Source organism: Nocardia citri (genome assembly GCF_054065835.1).
Genome location: NZ_JBSUQM010000006.1, coordinates 233453 through 249345 on the forward strand (window position 1 = coordinate 233453; position 15893 = coordinate 249345).

A 15893-nucleotide genomic window follows, 5' to 3' on the forward strand; every position below is an offset into this window, starting at 1 on the left:
CGCGATGATCAGTCGACGATCTCGATGATCCCGAAGCGCCACAGCACCGCGTACAACTGGCGCAACGGCACGGACAGCACCTGCGTCAGCGCACCCGCCAACGGATCCGAGCCGGCTCCTACACCTTTTGTCATCACACCAGACACGGTGCGGACCTCAGGAGTCGAACTCTCGAATACACCATGACCGGGAGGCAACAAATGGCCGAAGAATCGCGTACGAGCCACCAGAACGCCGTCGATCGGGTGGTGGCGGCGCAGGGTTTCACGGTGGACCTGCCGGTGCTGGGTCAGGTGCACCTCCCTCCGCCCGAGCAGTTGGCATACTACGGCGCACTCGGCGTGCTGGTCGCGGCGGAAATCATCGAATGGCCCGTCGCGGTGGTCCTCGCGACCGGACATTGGCTGGTGCAGAATCAGCACAATCGCCTCGCCCACCAGGTCGGCGAAGCCCTCGAAGAGGCTTGACCGAACGGCGGGCCGCTGTCCGGGCGCTGCGACGCCTGGCTGGCGGTCCGGCCTTGGTGGTCGTAAGCGGTCGGTGACCGATGGACCCGTGACCGGTCTGGTCGTTGTGCCCTATGGCAGTGGTGAGCGCGAGGACGCATTGCAGGACCCCGGCCATAGTGCTTCACCCCGGCGTTCCAGGTCCGCTCACCACTACCGGTACATGCTGATCTCGAGGTGTCGATGGTCGGCATCGGGCCGAGGGGGCGTGGATCAGGCACGATCGAGTAGTCGTTGCGACCCTCGACCGCGCCGAACCTCACCAGGCTGCGGAGTTCGCGAGCGGCGCGACGTGTTCCTCGTCAGCCGAAGCCCCTCGAGGCGCGGCGGCAGGATTGGCGGGTTCACGGGCCGCCGGGGAGGCGGCGACGGCCCGCGGTGACCTCGCTCGCCAAATCCTCGTAGCCGATGGCCAATTCGGCCAGCGCCTCCCAGGCGTCGCCGAGGTCGTTGTCCGTGGCGCTCGCCAGGGCGACGTAGGCGGTGGCGGTGTACTGGGCGAGCCGGTCGATCACCGCGCCCAGTGTTTCGGTGTGCACCGAGGCGCTGCCGTGCGCGGGCAGCAGGTGCGCATGGACCCAGCTATTGATATGGCGCACCAATTTCGTTCTCCTGCAATCGATGTCATCGACTCGGCAACTATCGTCGGCTCTGCAACAGTCATCGGTCCGACAGCCGTCGGCGAGTCGACTCTCGTGGAGGCAGGTCAGTTCATAGGCGGCGTGTAGGAGTGGGTGCGCGGCGTGCTCGACGCCACGGCAGGCACGCAGCACCTCCCCCTTCGTCGGCAGCGGTTCGATCAGCAAGGACGTCCTCGGTGCGCACACGGCCGGATCGCGTCGGCGAGCGCGGAATGGTCCATGGGATTCCCAATTCGCCTGGGTGCCTGCGGATCCGCCCGACGGAACCACGAGACACACGGCCCGATCGCATCGGCGAACGCGAAATGGTCCACGGGATTCCCAATTCGCCTCGGCGCGTTCGGATGCGCACGGACGAACCTCGGGACACGCGCCCGGCCTCGGTGGTCCATCGATTACCTCGATTCGTCGCGGTGAATTCGAAAGCGCCCGGCCGAATCTGTGGATAAGCGGCAATCCGTTGTGATCCAATAGGTTTCTCGAGTTTCCTACGGCTCTCCGACCGGGCGCGGCAACAGCACAGCACGCGACAGGCGGAGGAGTCAGCGTCTACATGGGGTCTGCATTCGAATCGCGCCGAAAGGCGAGGACAAGTTCCGTATCCGCGGATCGGTACATCCACGGACACATCACACTCGTTTCCGAAAAACTGAGGTAGGGGGCCATGACGGATTCAGGAAGTACGGTGCCGCGACGACAACTGGGGCGCCATCTGCGTGACCTGCGCTTACAGGCCGGGATGACGATGCCCGAAGCGGCGCAGCTGATCGAGCGCGGTAAAACGACCTTGCAGCGGTTGGAGACCGGGCAGGCAGGTCGGATACGGCTGCTGGATATTCGAGAGCTGTGCGCGGTGTATGACGCCGAAGAGGTGGTCACGGCGGGGCTGTTGGGGTTGGCGCAGCAGGCGTCGGGGAAGTGTTGGTGGCACGAGTATGGGAAGTTGATCCCGCAGGACTTCAACGTGTACGTGGGATTGGAGGCAGCGGCACGGCGGCTGACATCGTACGCACCGGATGTCGTGTTGAGCTTGCTACAGACTCCCGGCTATGCGCATGTACTCGCTCGTGACGTGTATCCGAACGACACCGACGACGAGATCAATCGCCGCGTGCAATTGAAGCTTCGGCGACAGCGCGCGATCACTCGCAAACGGCGACCAGTCGAATTGAATGTGGTCCTTTTGGAGTGCGCTTTGCGCCGCGTTGTCGGAGATGCGAGGACGATGAGCGCCCAATTGCGCCATCTTGCGGACGTTTCAACATTGCCGAACGTCTCGCTGCGAATCCTCCCGCACTCGGCCGGTATCCCCTTGGGGGATCCCATCGGGCTGTTCACGATCGTCGATTTCAACGTGGACAAGAAGGGAGAGCCGATCGAGCCATCGGTTGTCTACCTTGAAAACTTCACGGGGGATTTGTATTTGGAGTCACCACAAGATGTCCAGCGCTACCATGATGCCCATGAGGCCATCCGGCGGCGAGCGCTGGACGAGACCGCAAGCAGAAGCCTGCTTCGGCAAATAGCAAGGGAGTACGGCGGTGACCAACAAGCACGACGTTGACCTATCCGAAGCCAGGTGGTGCAAGAGCCGCCGCAGCTCAGGCGGTAAGGATTGCGTCGAGGTGGCCTTCCTGTCCAGCTCCTTTGTCGGCGTGCGGGACTCGAAGGACCCGAACGGCCCGGCACTGGTGTTCACCCCCGATCAGTGGGATGCCTTCACCACGGCCGTCGCCGATGGGAAGTTCAACCAGTCCTGAGTGATCAGACACCGAAAGCCTCCCGCACGATGTGAGTGCGGGAGGCTTTCGGTGTCTGATCATTGCGTGGTCTCATTGCCGGTCACCAACTCCGGACGGTAGGGTTTTCGAGCAGCGGGGGATGCGAGTGCCCTCTCGGGACGGGGCGCACTGAAGGGGTTCGCGGATGTTTGGTATAGCGAAGACGCCGCGCGCTGCGGCCCTTCTTCTCGGCGCAGCGCTGGCGCTCGCCGGATGCGATAACGACTCCGGTGGCAGTACACCGACACCGAGTAGCACAAGTGGAGAGGCAAAGACCACCACCGCCGCCGCCACGACATCGGCTGACCCCAAAGCCTTGATCTGGAACCCCTGCGACGTCCCTGACTCCGCGATCTCCGCGCTCGGATTGAATACCGACAGCAAGGACACCACCGTCGCCGGAGTAGATCCGACAGGCTGGAAGGTCTGCGGCTGGCTATCCGAGGCGAAAACATACAACTTCGGAATCTTGTCGTCGGAACACACCCTCGAGGAGGGCAGACAGCGGACCGACTACACGGACTATGTGTCAACGACTGTGGGTTCCCATCGTGCGCTTCAATTCCGCAAGGTTGGCAGCTCACACGACTTGGGGTGCTGGCTCAGTGTCGAGGTACCGCACGGGATGGTCGATTTCAGGGTGTTGAACCGATACGGGGTTGCCGGCGCCGGCGACCCGTGTGTCGAGGTGCACCGTCTCACGGACGCCTTGGCCAAGTATCTGCCGGAGCATTGAGGAGGGGAATGATCAACGGTGTTGATCCCAGTGAATGGATGCGATTGCTCGACCAGGCGAATGCCGGTGAGTTGACGCTTGATCCGGAAGTCGGGAACGGGTTGGACAAGGTCTGTGATGACCATCTCGACCAGCTGAGAGCGGTGCTCGACCAGATCGATGTCATCAGCCGCATCACGGGGTTCGGCACATTCAACTCCGGCAAGATTCTCGAGAAGAAGTTCTCCGAGACCGCCTCGGGAACCGACCGTTCACTAGATGTCGTGATCAAGCAGCACATCGACTCGGTCAATACCGTGAAACAGGTTGTGGCCAAAGCGATTGCGAACTTCGTCGCCCAAGACCAGCACAACGCCTCCCAGTTCGCGCAGGTGACTCCGGAATGACCTACGAGGACTAGCAGCGCCGGGTCATCGAAGCGCAAGAGCAGCGGGAGGCGTTCGGTGTCTGATCATTGCATGGTCTCATTGCCGGTCACCAACTCCAGACGGTAGGGTTTTCGAGCAGCGGGGGGACGCGCGTGGCCCCTCGGGACGGGTGGCGGCGAAGGGGTTCGCGGATGATCGGTACAGCGAAGATGCGCCGCGCTGCGGCCCTGATCCTCGGCGCAGCACTAGGGCTTGTCGGATGCAATGACAACTCAGGGGATAGCGTTCCGACACCGAGCAGCACGGTAGCGTCGGCGAGTACGGCGGCAGCAGCGACTACGTCGAAAGATCCCGAAACCGCGATCTGGAATCCCTGCGACATACCCGATTCCGCAATCTCCGCACTCGGACTGAACACCGCCAGCAAGGACACCAAAATCGCCGGGGTCGACCCGACTGGCTGGAAGGTATGCAGCTGGCAGTCGGTACCGAAGACATACACGCTCGGCGTCTTGTCGTCAGATCACACGCTGGAAGAGAACCGGCAGCGTTCCGACTACACGGACTTCGTGTCAACGACCGTCGGTTCTCGTCAAGCGCTCCAGTATCGCAACGTCGGAAGTTCGCACGACCTGGGTTGCTGGCTCAGTGTTGAAGTGCCCCACGGGATGGTCGATTTCAGTGTGCTGAATCGGTATGGATCCGCCGGTGCCGGTGCCGGTGAACCCTGTGGCGAAGTGCGCCGTCTCGGTGAAGCCCTGGAAAAGTATCTACCTGCGCGTTGAGGAGGGGAAATGATCAATAGGGGTGTCGATCCTGACGAATGGAAACGCTTGCTCGACAGGGCGAATGTTGGTGAGCTATCGCTGGACCCAGAGGTCGGAAAGGGCTTGGACAAAGTCTGTGATGATCACCTCGACCAGCTGAACACAGTGCTCGACAACATTTGGTTCATCAGCCGGGTCACAGGGTTCGGAAGCTTCAATTCAGGTCAGATTCTCGAGAAGAAATTTTCCGAAACCGCCAGCGGGACCGAGCGGTCCCTGGACACCGTGATCAAGCAGCACATCGACTCAGTTGAAGCCGCGAAACAGGTTGTGGCTCAGGCGATTGCGAACTTCGCCGCCCAAGACCAACACAACGCCTACCAGTTCGCGCAGGTGACCCCGGAATGACCTACGAGGACTACAAGCGCCGGGTCATCGAGGCGCAGGAGCAGTGGAACCGAGACCGCGACTGGATCTACAAAACCGAGGCGGGCTACAGCGGTTTCGACGGCGAGACACAACCGGCGCATATCACCACACCGGACAGTTACGACCATCTCACCCTCGAGCAAATGCAGACCGCGGTCTCGGCGATGAAGCCGAAACTCGTCGATGACGCGGTCACCATGTGGGCGAACATCGGCCTGGACTTGAACGGCAGCTTCCACCTCTTCCAGCGCGAATTCGAACGCACCATCACCGGCCAGAACGGCCACACCGGATGGACCGGTGCCGCAGCCCAGGCCGCCGTGACCGCGGTGAACAACTATTACGACAAGTCCATACCGCTGTCGCAGGCGGCCACGCTGACCAGCCTCAAGCTCGCGGAGATGAAGACGGGCCTGGAGCAGACCCAGGCCTTGATGCCGGGCCTGACCGAACGTCCGGATATCGCCGGGAAGACGCTGCCCAAAGACGGCGTCATGAAGACCGGCGAATACTCCAGCACCGAGGCCGAGCAGGAAGGGCGCAGGATTCTGCGCACGGTCTACGGTCAGGTCGCGGGGCAGACCGATGTCGGCGTCCCCTACATGCCCACCGCGCCGACGATCATCGACAGCCCCGGCCCGGTCACGCCGGGACCCAATCCCGGTGGTACACAAGGACCTTCGGGTTCCGATAGCGGTTCCTCGGGTTCCGGTGGCGATGGTTCGGACAGCTCGGGCAGCCAGGGCCAGGGCTCGGGTCAGCCGACGAGCACCGAAACAACCCCGTCGACAACATCACCGGATGCCACGACCGCGGCGAGCACCACCCCCCAAAGCACAACTGCGACAACCCAATCCACTTCCCCTGCCACCACCACACCAAGCACGTATACACCGAGCACGTCCACCCCGAGCCTCAACACTCCCGGCATCGGAACCAGCACCGGCCGACCGACCAACACCGGCACTCCCGCCACCACCCAGAACAGCCCCGGCCGCAGCGTCGCCGGCACACCCGCCACCGCGGCGACCGCCGCCACCGCAGCCACCCGCCAGAGCACCGGATCAACCGGTCGTTCCGGCATGTCCGGCATGGGCGCCCCCGGCCAGAGCAAGGGCAATGACGACGAACGCAAGAAGGGCGTCCCCGACTACCTCATCACGACCGAGCACGGTCAAGAGCTCACCGGATTGGACTCCCAGCCCAAGACCGTACCTCCGGTGATCGGCGGTGATCACGACGATGCGACCCGGTACTAACCTCCTGTCCAATCGGTTGCCCCACCAGCGACGCGACCAAAACGGCGGCACCGTGCGGGGCCGTTCGTCGGAGGCGATCGGGTGAATACGCACAGGTTCACCGGCATGGAGTTCGAAATACTGTGGGCCGCATACGGTCGCGACCGCCTGCCCTATCCGCTACACCATCGCACGGAAATCGCGGACTTCGATGAGCTGAAGCGGCACCGCGAAGCCGCCTGCGCTTCCCTGCTCGCCAAGTATTCCCCCGAACTCGAACGCGCCATCGAGATACTGCTCGAGCCCGATGTCCGCATCGAGTCGAAGGGTTTCGGCGGCACCGACCTATCGCACACCTACCGGTTCCACGGCGCGGTCCGCGCTCAGGCCGGGGCCGCCCTGCACCAACTCCCGGGCCCGACTCCGGACACCGGCGGCGAGGTCCTCGTAACCTACTGCGCCGCAGAACAAGTCGCCCAAAACGCGGTAGCCGCACTCCCCTCATGCGGCCCCGGCACCCACCCACCACTGGAAATCCGCCGCGCGGAAATCACCGCCGACCGCGACCGCCACATCCGCCGCGCCCACGACATCGGCCCCATCGACCAACTCGACCGCATCTTCCAACGCCCCCGCTCCGCATTCGGCGAAATACTCATCTGCCCCGGCCCCGCCATCGACGCCCGCCCCACCCCCGCCCGCGGCTTCTGGTGGATGGACTACCCCGACGGCCGCTACTACGTAAAAACCGGCGACCCCATAATCGCCAAACCCCTAGCCCCCCAATCCATGTCCACCGAAATCCACCGCCTCACCACCCTCACCCAGCGCTACCACCAAGAAGACCTCGAACACGACCAATACCTCCGCACCCGCCACTGACCCCGATGCTCCACAACTTCGAGATCACCTTTCACCGCCCGTCTCGGTGCCGATCGCTCCGCCTATTCCCCATCGAGATAGCTCAGGCCGCTCGCCGAGCAGAGTTATATAGCGGTCGAATACGCTGTGGGCGACCATCATTCGGCTGCGTTCGACGGAACTTCCCGGCCCCGAGCTCGATAGTTATCACCTGGAAACAGCACTAGCCTGTTGATTCATCGATAAAATCCGTGTCGAAGATCAGTGAGGGGGATATTTGGTCGACAATCGCCAGGAGCGATAAAGACTCGTCCGCTTCTGTAATTCCCTTGCAGTGCAGGACCACCACCGGCGCTGGTGAACTCACGTACCGAGGGAGTTCACGCGGGCCAACCCGGGCACCGGAGCAGCGCTCGACTGAACGAGAGATTCGATAGCAAAGGAAGTGAATACCAGATGAATACTTCTTTGATCGGGGTGGGGCTATTCGAGATGACACTCGATGACGGCCGCCTTCCTGTCAAGGTCGATGTGAACCGAAATCTGCACAGCCACTTGGATGCACGAGACTTCTCGACTGCCGCGATGACCGGTTATTACAAAGCGCTGTGGATTCGCGATGCGGCCATCATCGCTACCGGGAACTTCAGCGCGCTCAGTGCCCGCCCCTCCCGCCGCGCCGAAATCATCACATTGCTCGACACACAATCACTGACAGAATTGGAGACGATCGAACGGGCCGCTCGAGGGGATGGGCGGTTTACTGGAGCCGCTGCGACGACCGCTTTCGGAATGTCTTCCGTCACCGTGACTGCAAATCTTTCTCGAGTTCTCAGCATTTCCATTGATTCCAGGTGGGCGGCGTCTACTCAGCCATCTTACATTGCGTACGACATCGTCGAGTGCGCAAACCAAATCCGGCAACAACGTCCAGAATTTCACGATAATGGATCGTGGGCTGACCGCGACGACGAGGATCTCGAAAATGAACTTCGAGAATACAAAATCTATCTGACAAGGAACCTCTGATGACGAATTTCCAGGTGGACCTGGATCATTTGCGATCGGCCGCAAACGCGTGGCGAGATACAAGCGCCGCACTCGCTCAGGCCGCAGAACAGGGAGATGCTATCGCGAATAGCTACAAAGAAATCAAGTGGTCTGCATTCCAAGATGTCTGGGACGCACAGGTTAATGCCGCAAAATATATGCATGATCGACTTACAGAGGGGAGTAATGAGGCGCATTCGATCGGTTCCGTCCTAATGCATGTTGCCAATGTCTACTACGAGCAAGACAGTAGGTTCGCAGGCACATTGATCAAGCTCGACGGAGGACAGTAATGGGGGCCGACAAGACCCTGAAGGATATCAACGACGCGCTGCAGAAGTTCTCGGATAAAGTTGAGGAAGTCAAGAATCAGCCCGATAAGGTAGATGACGCTTTCAACACCGCCGCGATAGCCGCCGCAGCAAGTGAAGGTAGCGCAATCATCCCTATTCCGGGCGTCGGAGCGGTAATCGGAGGAGCTTATGGAGCAATTACCAAGGATGACTTCTCCGGTTATATGAGCGATAACAAGGAAGAGATAAAGAAGAAGATTCGGGATCTTCTACAACGTCTCTCCGACGCCATCGAAGCCACAAAAGCGCCTATAGCCTTTCTGCAAACCAGCGGGGACTGGTTACAACTCAAGTCCAAGATCGGAGAGGCACAGAATGACGAGGTAAACAGCGGTAATCTCACAGGATACTGGAAAGGAACGGCCGCTGATCGGTACCTCAACAAGCGGCTGCTCCAAGACACCGCCATCGACTCGGTAAAAGCTATCTGTGACACAGTAAAAACAAGCCTCGTTGCCGTATCCAACGCGGCGTGGGCATACTACACTGATGTGGCCGGGCAATTGGCCGGTTTCCTGGCTTCTTTCGCGGCAGCTTTGACTAAGATAGCCAGCTTCGTCGAAACGCCGTGGGGAATTTCAGACGCAATAGATCTACTTAAAGTCGCAACCGACAACGTAGTGACGTTCATGAGGACCCTCACGACTGCCCTGAGAGCTGAAGTCGACAGCATAAATAACATAAAGTTCGCTGTAAGCAATCCGAAAGGTATTTACAACGATCATTGGCCGCAAAGCGCCTCCACCGAGTTCGACACCAATGATCCGACTCCAGCATGGACGGCGGCAGAATGAATCCGAGATCCATACCCTTGGTAATGCTTGCGATTGTTCTTTCTGGCTGCGGAATATTGCCAAAATCTCATACCGAGAGTACCAGCGAGATTCAACTAAGTAGTCACACTATTCAAGAACTATGCGACTTTCCGAAACAGTTCTACGCTACGAATTTTCATGCCGAAAACCTTCGCGTGGCCGTCATCGCAACAAAGCCGATGACCGAGAAGATCGACATCGGAAATGGATGTGATTACCATAGCGCGGACGAGGAATATCTTGGATATATCTTCCTCGACGGTCCTCCTGCACCCACGCCATCACTTGCCGCCGGCAGCGGTACTCCACGCACCCTGATGGTTGACGATGTTACCGTCACGGATACCCCACAGATCCAGCAGGCTTTACCACCGTTCACAAACGCCCCGACACAATACGCCATGCTATCTGCAACTATCGACGGCTGGCGCGGCGAGTTCAAAATATTGCGCCAAGACGAAAAAACGATACAAGCAGGCGCGGAGACGCTCGTACATATGATTCGGGCGTTGAAGAATTAGCCTTGGTCACAGTCCGATGTCCGCGCCCGACACCTACTGACACCGGGCGCGGGCACATCCCATGGATTCACCCCGAACAAGCGATGCCCGTTGTCAGCGGATGCCCACGACGACACGGAACTCACTGTGGCCGAGCGCAAGCGGTTCGCGGATCAGAAGAAGTCGGTTCGAACCGTCGCGTCCTACGAGATCCGCAGGCTCGATGCACTGTCAGCATGCATGGGTATCGCCGTGGCCATGTCAACCGGAAACGCAAGAACTGGACACACCGAATCTCGCTGCCAATCGGTCGGCCTGCGCCTATTCGTAGTGAGTGCCGACTTTGGCGATCCAGATATCGTCACCCTCGATCCGATAGACGATCCGGTGCTCCTGAGTGAGCCGCCGCGACCAGTAGCCCGCCAAGTCGTGCTTGAGCGGCTCCGGCTTCCCGATCCCAGTGAACGGATCGCGAAGGATATCGTTGATCACTGCGTTGGCCCGCTTCAAGACCGTCCGGTCACGATGCAGCCAGGAGGTGTACTCCTCCCACGCGACCTCCGAGAAGACCAGCTTCATTCCTCGATCAACTCGCGCACTCTGCCGGCCCCCTCCTCGAGCTGCGCGATCGAGCGACGCAGACGCGCGCCGTCACGACCGCTCAACAAGGTGACCGTGGCGATAAGCGAGTCATAATCGTCCTTGGCCATCAATACAGCGTTGCCCGCCTTGGACACGATCTCGACCGTGTCGTGGTCCTCATTGACCGCCTTGACCAGCGGAAATAGGTTCTTACGGGCTTCGCTTGCGGTGATCGCGGCAGTCATGTCCACTTCCTCGATTCGTTCTGGTACCAAAAATGGTACCAAATGGCGCTTGTTCAACCACCCCATCCACCACGCCCTAGGTCGCCCCGTGCGGGCGCCGATTGATCGGCACTGCCGCATGCTTTGCACTACTTCGCGCGCTGGCCCAATTCTTCGACAGCGTGGCGGATCGCCTTGGCTGTTGTTCGTTCACGACTACACCGGCAAGATCCACCTGTACGAACTCAACTCCGGTTGCGCGCTGGCGGCGGGGCAGTGCCGCATAAGGGAGCACGCCTGTCGCTGAACGAGCACGCATGACCCGACAGATGAAGGATCCAGCACATGCCAACCACCAACCGGCCCACCGCGACACGACGGTGTAGCGCCTTGTGGGGTATCGGTGCCGGGCTCGTTCTGGCGGTGTTCGTATTCCTGCCGGCCGTTTTCGTCATCCGGCAATGGCTGGACCTTCCTGAAATCCCGGCAACCCCAGCACACCTGCGAGCCCGTCCGATCGAGGTACCTGCCTCGTACTGGATCACCTGGATCATCGCCTCGACCATGTTGCTCGCACCGGCCGCGGTGCTGGCGCTGTGGCCCACGACGCGACGTGCGGCCATCGGCTATGCCCTCACAGCTGTGTTGGCCGGAGGTTCGTTGCTGGCGTTGACGATCGGGTTCGAGCTGGGCGGATTCGCGCCCAGCTGACACTCTTCGGGACACTACGCCGCGCCCTCGGAAAGCCTATCGAATACCGCGCGATTCCGCGAGAAGCACTGTCGGACAAGGACCCTCATCCGAGTTCAACCGAACACTCGGGCCCGCACCTGTGGCGACCATTCGACGTATTCGACATCGGTCCCATCAGGGTGACGAAGGTAGGCGAATCGGCCGGTCTCGCTGGTGAATGGTCCACCGGTCACCGCGGCTTCGGAGTCCGTGAGGTGAGTGATCAACTGGTCGAGGTCATCGACGATGACCGGTCCGACTGTCGAGCGATAGCGGTCGATATGTTCGGGTGCGCCCGCGATGAGCAGAAAATCGCCGACCGCCGCGATCTGCGCCTGCTCGAAGCCGAACCGCAGATCCGTTGGAGCACCGACGATGCTCTCGTAAATCGGCAGCGCGGTGTCGAGATCAGCGACGAACAATCGGGCGCAGGTCTTCAGGATCCGCATGTCCGAGACGCTACGGTGAGGCTACCGGCGGCGGCAGTACGCACTTGAATGCCGACGAACGGTCAGGGCAGTCGGTACCGGATGCGCCCGGTACCGACTGGCACCGGGCGCATCCGCCGGACTCACACCGAACCAGCGGCACCTGTCGATTTCGGTCCGGCACCGTTGGTCGACGCCACGGCATCCACCGACTCCTGAGGCGGACTCAGTGCCTCGCCACCCGCGGTCACCAAACCGGTGCGCTCGAGAACATCGGATCCATTGGTCGCCGTGTCACCACGTGCCGCCTGGATTCCGGCGACCGTCCGCAGCGGTACTTCCTTCCAGAACACCACCAGGATCAGTGCGAGCAGAGCCATACCGGTCACCGACAGGAATACCGTCGACATGGACTCCGCGAAACCGACCTTGAACGGCCGGGCCAGCTCCGGGCTCAGCTGCTGCACGATCGAACTGTCCTTCAGTACCCCACCGGCCGCCGAAGTATCCTGCGCGAGTAGGCCTTTCGCGAGCGCGGCATCAGCGGGATTACTGCTGTGCGAGGCCTCGATCACGGCGTGCTGGAACGCCGGATCGGCGACCGCGGCCTGCATCTCGGTGGAGATGTTCGGCGTCAGCTGCGCGAAGAGAATCGAGAGGAATACCGCGACACCCATCGTGCCGCCGATCTGCCGGAAGAAGGTGGCCGCAGCGGTGGAGACGCCCATATCCTTGGGCGGCAACGCATTCTGCACCGCGATGGTGAGTGGCTGCATCAGATTGCCGAGGCCGAATCCGGTGCAGGCCATGAAGATCATCGCGAGCCACAGTGGGCTATCGGCATTGACGAAGTGCAGCAGGAACAGGCCGAGTGTCAGCATGCCCGCGCCGATGAGCGGGAAGATCCGGTAGCGACCGGTTCGCGAGATCAGCTGGCCGGATACGATCGAGCCGGTCATCATCCCGAGCACCATCGGCAGCATCTGCAAACCCGCCATCGTCGGACTGGACCCACGCACCACCTGCAGGTACTGCGGCAGCAGGGAAATTCCGCCGAACATCGCCGAGCCGACCACGACCGAGATCACCACGCCGAGTGCGAAGGTCTTATTGGCGAACATCCGCAGCGGAATCAGCGCCTTGTCCCCCATGGCCTTCTCGACCAGCACGAATCCGATGACGCCGAGCACGCCGATCACATAACAGAGGATGGATCGTCCACTGCCCCAACCCCATTCGCGCCCCTGTTCGGCGACGACGAGCAGCGGCACCAACCCGATGGCCAGTACCAGCACACCCCACCAGTCCACCCGGTCGGTGGAATGCGGCCGCTTCGGCAGCCGGAGCACCTTGGAGACGACGCCGAGCGCGATCAGGCCGATCGGCACATTCACCAGGAAGACCCAGCGCCAGCCGCTGACACCGAGGATGGTGTCCTGCCCGGCGAACACACCGCCGAGCACCGGGCCGATCACGCTGGATGTACCGAATACCGCGAGGAAGTAGCCCTGATACTTGGCGCGTTCACGCGGACTGACGATATCGCCGAGGATGGTCAACGCCAGCGACATCAGGCCGCCCGCACCGAGTCCCTGGAATGCGCGGAACGCCGCGAGCTCATACATCGACTGCGCCATCGTGCACAGCAGCGAACCAACCACGAAGATCGAGATCGCCGCCATGAAGAAGGGCTTGCGGCCGAACATATCGGACAACTTGCCGTACAGCGGCGTCGCGAGCGTCGCGGTGATCAGGTAGGCGGTGGTCGCCCAGGCCTGCATCGAATAGCCGTTGAGATCGTCGGCGATGGTGCGGATCGCGGTGGACACGATGGTCTGATCCAACGCCGCGAGCAGCATGCCGAGCAACAGACCACTCATGATGGTCAGGATCTGTCTGTGGGTGAAACCCGTGGATTCCTCCACGGCCGCCGGTGCGGTCACGAATTGTTCTCCGTCTCGAGGTCGTACATGTTCTGGTCCTGTCGGATGGCCGCGAGCATGGCGGGCATGGCCTGCTCGAAGTCGTCGACGAACTGCCGCAGCAGCCCGGCGAAAGTGGCCCGGTCCTGCGACGTCCAGGCCGCCATCACCCGGGTCAAGTTTTCGCGCCTGCGCCTGCGGATTCGCTCGGCGACTTCGCGACCGCGCTCGGTGACGACCAGTACGGTGGCGCGGCCGTCGTTGCGATCGGCCTGCCGCTCGACCAACTGCCGCTCAACCAGGTGGGCGACATGCCGGCTGATCGTCGACGCATCCGAATGCACCGCGTCGGCGAGTGCGCCCGAGCGCATCGGCCCGTCACAGAGCAGCCGGAACAGAACCGCGAACGCCGCCGGATCCACACCGTCCTTACTCCGCAATTGCGCCGCGGTCCGCTCCTGAATCCGTTTCAGCCGGATGAGCTCAAACGCTATCGTCTCGACCGACGGCTCGTCCTCATCCACTCGACTCACCTTTGCTTGTGCCAATCAATTAGTTGCGTAATACAAGTATGTGCGCGTGTCCGCGGCGAGGGCAAGCGATTAAGGGGCCTTTACCGACCCTTGAACTCCGGGGCCCGCTTCTCGAATACCGCCTGGATGGCCTCGGTCAGATCCTCCGACGGCAGGAATGCCGAGTTCCACGCGGAGACGTAACGCAGCCCGGCGGCCACCTGATCCTTGGTGCGCTGCTCCAGCACATCCTTCACACCCTGCACCACCAGCGGCGGATTCGCGGCGATCTCGCGCGCGGTCGCGTGCGCCGCGTCCAACACCGCCTCCTGATCGGCGAATACATCGTTGACCAGGCCGATCTTCTCGGCACGCGCCGCGTCGATGTCCTTACCGGTGTAGGCGAGTTCGCGCAGCCGCCCCTCGCCGATAATGCCGGGCAGCCGGTGCAGCGATCCGATATCGGCGACGATCGCGACCTTCGCCTCGCGCAGACTGAACTTCGCATCCGCACTCGCGTAGCGGATATCAGCGGCGGCGATCAGGTCCAGCCCACCGCCGATGCACCAGCCGCAGATCGCGGCGATGACCGGCTTGCGGCAATCGGCCACGGCGGTCACCGAGGCCTGCATCCGACGCACCTCGTTGAGGAATTCGGTACGCGGCGCGGCCAGAGCCTTATCCGCCAGCAGCGGACCGAATATCCCGGCCATCGCGGGCAGGTCGAGTCCGTAGGAGAAATGTTTTCCGGAGCCGGTGAGCACAATGGCGCGCACCTCGGCATCGAGGTCCAACTCGCGAAAGATCTCCGGCAACTCCCGCCAGAAGTCCGGACCCATGGCATTGCCCGTACCGGGGCCGGTCAAAGTGACCTGCGCGATGTGATCTTCGGTCGCCACGGTGAAGGCCCGCCAATCAGTCATTCGTCGAGCGTAAAGCAGGTGTGATCAGGCCAGTCGTCCTGTCCGCGCCGCGTGTAAACGCTGCGCAAAATCGCGGCCACGCACTGGTTCCGGCGTCCACATCAGCCGCATCATGGTCGAGACAGCATCCCCGCATCATCGGGCTGGGAGACCATCATGTTGATGCATCAAGGAATAGGGCTGGACCGCTTCAACGCCATGACTCGCGCCCACGCCGTCCACGCACTGTTCGAAGTCTGCTGCAATGTCACCTGGGCGGCCACGCTCGCCGACGCCCGCCCCTATCCGAATCGAGATGCGCTGCTGGCCAAGGCGGATGTCGAACTGCTCGCGCTCTCCCAAACCGATCTCGACCGCGCCTTCGATTCCGTTGTGCACGAACGCGTCACACAGCGCAGCGTGACCGAACTGGCACGGGTCGTGCACGATCGGATCGATCAGATGCTCGGGCCCACCGAGGGCTACCCCGAATACTGACCGACGAAATTCGGCCCGCGTACGGCCCGCAATCGCTCTACTCTGGTT

General features: G+C 61.6%; 23 protein-coding genes. 15 read left to right on the plus strand and 8 right to left on the minus strand.

Going from position 1 to position 15893, the window contains the following annotated elements; genetic code table 11:
- Positions 1-8 precede the first annotated feature (8 nt).
- Positions 9-134, minus strand: a complete 126-nt coding sequence (locus tag ACW2Q0_RS12195) for an Rv1535 domain-containing protein (protein ID WP_457189513.1) — start codon at positions 132-134, stop codon at positions 9-11.
- A gap of 66 nt (positions 135-200) precedes the next feature.
- Between ACW2Q0_RS12195 and ACW2Q0_RS12200 the strand changes: the two genes are divergently transcribed.
- Positions 201-467, plus strand: a complete 267-nt coding sequence (locus ACW2Q0_RS12200; RefSeq protein WP_457189304.1) for a hypothetical protein — start codon at positions 201-203, stop codon at positions 465-467.
- 383 nt (positions 468-850) lie between these two features.
- Here the strand turns inward: ACW2Q0_RS12200 and ACW2Q0_RS12205 are convergent, their stop codons facing one another.
- Positions 851-1426 carry a DUF4254 domain-containing protein gene (locus tag ACW2Q0_RS12205; protein ID WP_457189306.1) on the minus strand — a complete coding sequence of 192 codons (576 nt, stop codon included), beginning with the start codon at positions 1424-1426 and terminating at the stop codon, positions 851-853.
- A 385-nt stretch (positions 1427-1811) separates the two neighbouring features.
- Here ACW2Q0_RS12205 and ACW2Q0_RS12210 point away from each other — a divergent pair, with 385 nt between their 5' ends.
- The 12 genes from ACW2Q0_RS12210 (at position 1812) to ACW2Q0_RS12265 (ending at position 10066) form a co-directional block, all read left to right on the plus strand.
- The gene (locus tag ACW2Q0_RS12210; RefSeq protein ID WP_457189308.1) at positions 1812-2711 is read left to right on the plus strand and encodes a helix-turn-helix domain-containing protein; all 900 of its coding nucleotides are present in this window, start codon (positions 1812-1814) and stop codon (positions 2709-2711) included.
- On the plus strand, positions 2689-2907 hold the full coding sequence (locus ACW2Q0_RS12215) for a DUF397 domain-containing protein (protein ID WP_457189310.1): 219 nt from the start codon (positions 2689-2691) through the stop codon (positions 2905-2907). Before ACW2Q0_RS12210 ends, ACW2Q0_RS12215 begins: the two co-directional genes overlap by 23 nt.
- Positions 2908-3073: 166 nt before the next feature.
- A complete protein-coding gene (locus tag ACW2Q0_RS12220) occupies positions 3074-3664 on the plus strand; it encodes a DUF3558 domain-containing protein (RefSeq protein WP_457189312.1) in 591 nt (196 codons plus the stop codon).
- An 8-nt stretch (positions 3665-3672) separates the two neighbouring features.
- On the plus strand, positions 3673-4050 hold the full coding sequence (locus tag ACW2Q0_RS12225) for a hypothetical protein (protein ID WP_457189314.1): 378 nt from the start codon (positions 3673-3675) through the stop codon (positions 4048-4050).
- 173 nt (positions 4051-4223) lie between these two features.
- On the plus strand, positions 4224-4817 hold the full coding sequence (locus ACW2Q0_RS12230; RefSeq protein WP_457189316.1) for a DUF3558 domain-containing protein: 594 nt from the start codon (positions 4224-4226) through the stop codon (positions 4815-4817).
- 9 nt (positions 4818-4826) lie between these two features.
- Positions 4827-5207, plus strand: coding sequence for a hypothetical protein (locus ACW2Q0_RS12235; protein WP_457189318.1), 381 nt, complete (start codon positions 4827-4829; stop codon positions 5205-5207).
- A complete protein-coding gene (locus ACW2Q0_RS12240; RefSeq protein WP_457189320.1) occupies positions 5204-6487 on the plus strand; it encodes a hypothetical protein in 1284 nt (427 codons plus the stop codon). The genes ACW2Q0_RS12235 and ACW2Q0_RS12240 overlap by 4 nt, the downstream gene beginning before the upstream one ends.
- Positions 6488-6592: 105 nt before the next feature.
- Entirely contained in the window at positions 6593-7348 is a 756-nt protein-coding gene (locus tag ACW2Q0_RS12245) for an ESX secretion-associated protein EspG (protein WP_457189322.1), read from the plus strand.
- Positions 7349-7783: 435 nt separating this feature from the next.
- Positions 7784-8356 carry a hypothetical protein gene (locus ACW2Q0_RS12250; RefSeq protein WP_457189324.1) on the plus strand — a complete coding sequence of 191 codons (573 nt, stop codon included), beginning with the start codon at positions 7784-7786 and terminating at the stop codon, positions 8354-8356.
- Positions 8356-8670 carry a hypothetical protein gene (locus tag ACW2Q0_RS12255; RefSeq protein ID WP_457189326.1) on the plus strand — a complete coding sequence of 105 codons (315 nt, stop codon included), beginning with the start codon at positions 8356-8358 and terminating at the stop codon, positions 8668-8670. The genes ACW2Q0_RS12250 and ACW2Q0_RS12255 overlap by 1 nt, the downstream gene beginning before the upstream one ends.
- Positions 8670-9524, plus strand: a complete 855-nt coding sequence (locus ACW2Q0_RS12260; protein ID WP_457189328.1) for a hypothetical protein — start codon at positions 8670-8672, stop codon at positions 9522-9524. The genes ACW2Q0_RS12255 and ACW2Q0_RS12260 overlap by 1 nt, the downstream gene beginning before the upstream one ends.
- Positions 9506-10066: a hypothetical protein gene (locus tag ACW2Q0_RS12265; RefSeq protein WP_457189330.1), complete on the plus strand. Its 561-nt coding sequence runs from the start codon at positions 9506-9508 to the stop codon at positions 10064-10066. Before ACW2Q0_RS12260 ends, ACW2Q0_RS12265 begins: the two co-directional genes overlap by 19 nt.
- Positions 10067-10366: 300 nt before the next feature.
- On the opposite strand, the gene ACW2Q0_RS12270 is transcribed toward ACW2Q0_RS12265, so the two are convergent.
- Positions 10367-10624, minus strand: coding sequence for a Txe/YoeB family addiction module toxin (locus ACW2Q0_RS12270; protein WP_457189332.1), 258 nt, complete (start codon positions 10622-10624; stop codon positions 10367-10369).
- Positions 10621-10872, minus strand: coding sequence for a type II toxin-antitoxin system Phd/YefM family antitoxin (locus ACW2Q0_RS12275; protein ID WP_457189334.1), 252 nt, complete (start codon positions 10870-10872; stop codon positions 10621-10623). Before ACW2Q0_RS12275 ends, ACW2Q0_RS12270 begins: the two co-directional genes overlap by 4 nt.
- Before the next feature lie 324 nt (positions 10873-11196).
- Here ACW2Q0_RS12275 and ACW2Q0_RS12280 point away from each other — a divergent pair, with 324 nt between their 5' ends.
- Positions 11197-11562 carry a hypothetical protein gene (locus ACW2Q0_RS12280; RefSeq protein ID WP_457189336.1) on the plus strand — a complete coding sequence of 122 codons (366 nt, stop codon included), beginning with the start codon at positions 11197-11199 and terminating at the stop codon, positions 11560-11562.
- Positions 11563-11657: 95 nt separating this feature from the next.
- On the opposite strand, the gene ACW2Q0_RS12285 is transcribed toward ACW2Q0_RS12280, so the two are convergent.
- The 4 genes from ACW2Q0_RS12285 to ACW2Q0_RS12300 form a co-directional block, all read right to left on the minus strand.
- A complete protein-coding gene (locus tag ACW2Q0_RS12285; protein ID WP_457189338.1) occupies positions 11658-12032 on the minus strand; it encodes a VOC family protein in 375 nt (124 codons plus the stop codon).
- 122 nt (positions 12033-12154) lie between these two features.
- Positions 12155-13891: an MDR family MFS transporter gene (locus ACW2Q0_RS12290; RefSeq protein ID WP_457189516.1), complete on the minus strand. Its 1737-nt coding sequence runs from the start codon at positions 13889-13891 to the stop codon at positions 12155-12157.
- Positions 13892-13950: 59 nt separating this feature from the next.
- On the minus strand, positions 13951-14457 hold the full coding sequence (locus tag ACW2Q0_RS12295) for a MarR family winged helix-turn-helix transcriptional regulator (RefSeq protein ID WP_457189340.1): 507 nt from the start codon (positions 14455-14457) through the stop codon (positions 13951-13953).
- Positions 14458-14546: 89 nt separating this feature from the next.
- Positions 14547-15368: a crotonase/enoyl-CoA hydratase family protein gene (locus tag ACW2Q0_RS12300; RefSeq protein WP_457189342.1), complete on the minus strand. Its 822-nt coding sequence runs from the start codon at positions 15366-15368 to the stop codon at positions 14547-14549.
- Between the two features lie 156 nt (positions 15369-15524).
- Here ACW2Q0_RS12300 and ACW2Q0_RS12305 point away from each other — a divergent pair, with 156 nt between their 5' ends.
- The gene (locus tag ACW2Q0_RS12305; protein ID WP_457189344.1) at positions 15525-15845 is read left to right on the plus strand and encodes a 2-oxo-4-hydroxy-4-carboxy-5-ureidoimidazoline decarboxylase; all 321 of its coding nucleotides are present in this window, start codon (positions 15525-15527) and stop codon (positions 15843-15845) included.
- The last annotated feature ends 48 nt before the right edge of the window (positions 15846-15893 follow it).

What these genes read in the sequence shown, in the direction of transcription:
- ACW2Q0_RS12195 (WP_457189513.1), bottom strand. Translation starts at nt 134, where the DNA reads ATGACAAAAGGTGTAGGAGCCGGCTCGGATCCGTTGGCGGGTGCGCTG.
- ACW2Q0_RS12200 (WP_457189304.1), top strand. Translation starts at nt 201, where the DNA reads ATGGCCGAAGAATCGCGTACGAGCCACCAGAACGCCGTCGATCGGGTG.
- ACW2Q0_RS12210 (WP_457189308.1), top strand. Translation starts at nt 1,812, where the DNA reads ATGACGGATTCAGGAAGTACGGTGCCGCGACGACAACTGGGGCGCCAT.
- ACW2Q0_RS12220 (WP_457189312.1), top strand. Translation starts at nt 3,074, where the DNA reads ATGTTTGGTATAGCGAAGACGCCGCGCGCTGCGGCCCTTCTTCTCGGC.
- ACW2Q0_RS12225 (WP_457189314.1), top strand. Translation starts at nt 3,673, where the DNA reads ATGATCAACGGTGTTGATCCCAGTGAATGGATGCGATTGCTCGACCAG.
- ACW2Q0_RS12230 (WP_457189316.1), top strand. Translation starts at nt 4,224, where the DNA reads ATGATCGGTACAGCGAAGATGCGCCGCGCTGCGGCCCTGATCCTCGGC.
- ACW2Q0_RS12235 (WP_457189318.1), top strand. Translation starts at nt 4,827, where the DNA reads ATGATCAATAGGGGTGTCGATCCTGACGAATGGAAACGCTTGCTCGAC.
- ACW2Q0_RS12240 (WP_457189320.1), top strand. Translation starts at nt 5,204, where the DNA reads ATGACCTACGAGGACTACAAGCGCCGGGTCATCGAGGCGCAGGAGCAG.
- ACW2Q0_RS12245 (WP_457189322.1), top strand. Translation starts at nt 6,593, where the DNA reads ATGGAGTTCGAAATACTGTGGGCCGCATACGGTCGCGACCGCCTGCCC.
- ACW2Q0_RS12250 (WP_457189324.1), top strand. Translation starts at nt 7,784, where the DNA reads ATGAATACTTCTTTGATCGGGGTGGGGCTATTCGAGATGACACTCGAT.
- ACW2Q0_RS12255 (WP_457189326.1), top strand. Translation starts at nt 8,356, where the DNA reads ATGACGAATTTCCAGGTGGACCTGGATCATTTGCGATCGGCCGCAAAC.
- ACW2Q0_RS12260 (WP_457189328.1), top strand. Translation starts at nt 8,670, where the DNA reads ATGGGGGCCGACAAGACCCTGAAGGATATCAACGACGCGCTGCAGAAG.
- ACW2Q0_RS12265 (WP_457189330.1), top strand. Translation starts at nt 9,506, where the DNA reads ATGGACGGCGGCAGAATGAATCCGAGATCCATACCCTTGGTAATGCTT.
- ACW2Q0_RS12270 (WP_457189332.1), bottom strand. Translation starts at nt 10,624, where the DNA reads ATGAAGCTGGTCTTCTCGGAGGTCGCGTGGGAGGAGTACACCTCCTGG.
- ACW2Q0_RS12275 (WP_457189334.1), bottom strand. Translation starts at nt 10,872, where the DNA reads ATGACTGCCGCGATCACCGCAAGCGAAGCCCGTAAGAACCTATTTCCG.
- ACW2Q0_RS12280 (WP_457189336.1), top strand. Translation starts at nt 11,197, where the DNA reads ATGCCAACCACCAACCGGCCCACCGCGACACGACGGTGTAGCGCCTTG.
- ACW2Q0_RS12285 (WP_457189338.1), bottom strand. Translation starts at nt 12,032, where the DNA reads ATGCGGATCCTGAAGACCTGCGCCCGATTGTTCGTCGCTGATCTCGAC.
- ACW2Q0_RS12290 (WP_457189516.1), bottom strand. Translation starts at nt 13,891, where the DNA reads ATGAGTGGTCTGTTGCTCGGCATGCTGCTCGCGGCGTTGGATCAGACC.
- ACW2Q0_RS12300 (WP_457189342.1), bottom strand. Translation starts at nt 15,368, where the DNA reads ATGACTGATTGGCGGGCCTTCACCGTGGCGACCGAAGATCACATCGCG.
- ACW2Q0_RS12305 (WP_457189344.1), top strand. Translation starts at nt 15,525, where the DNA reads ATGTTGATGCATCAAGGAATAGGGCTGGACCGCTTCAACGCCATGACT.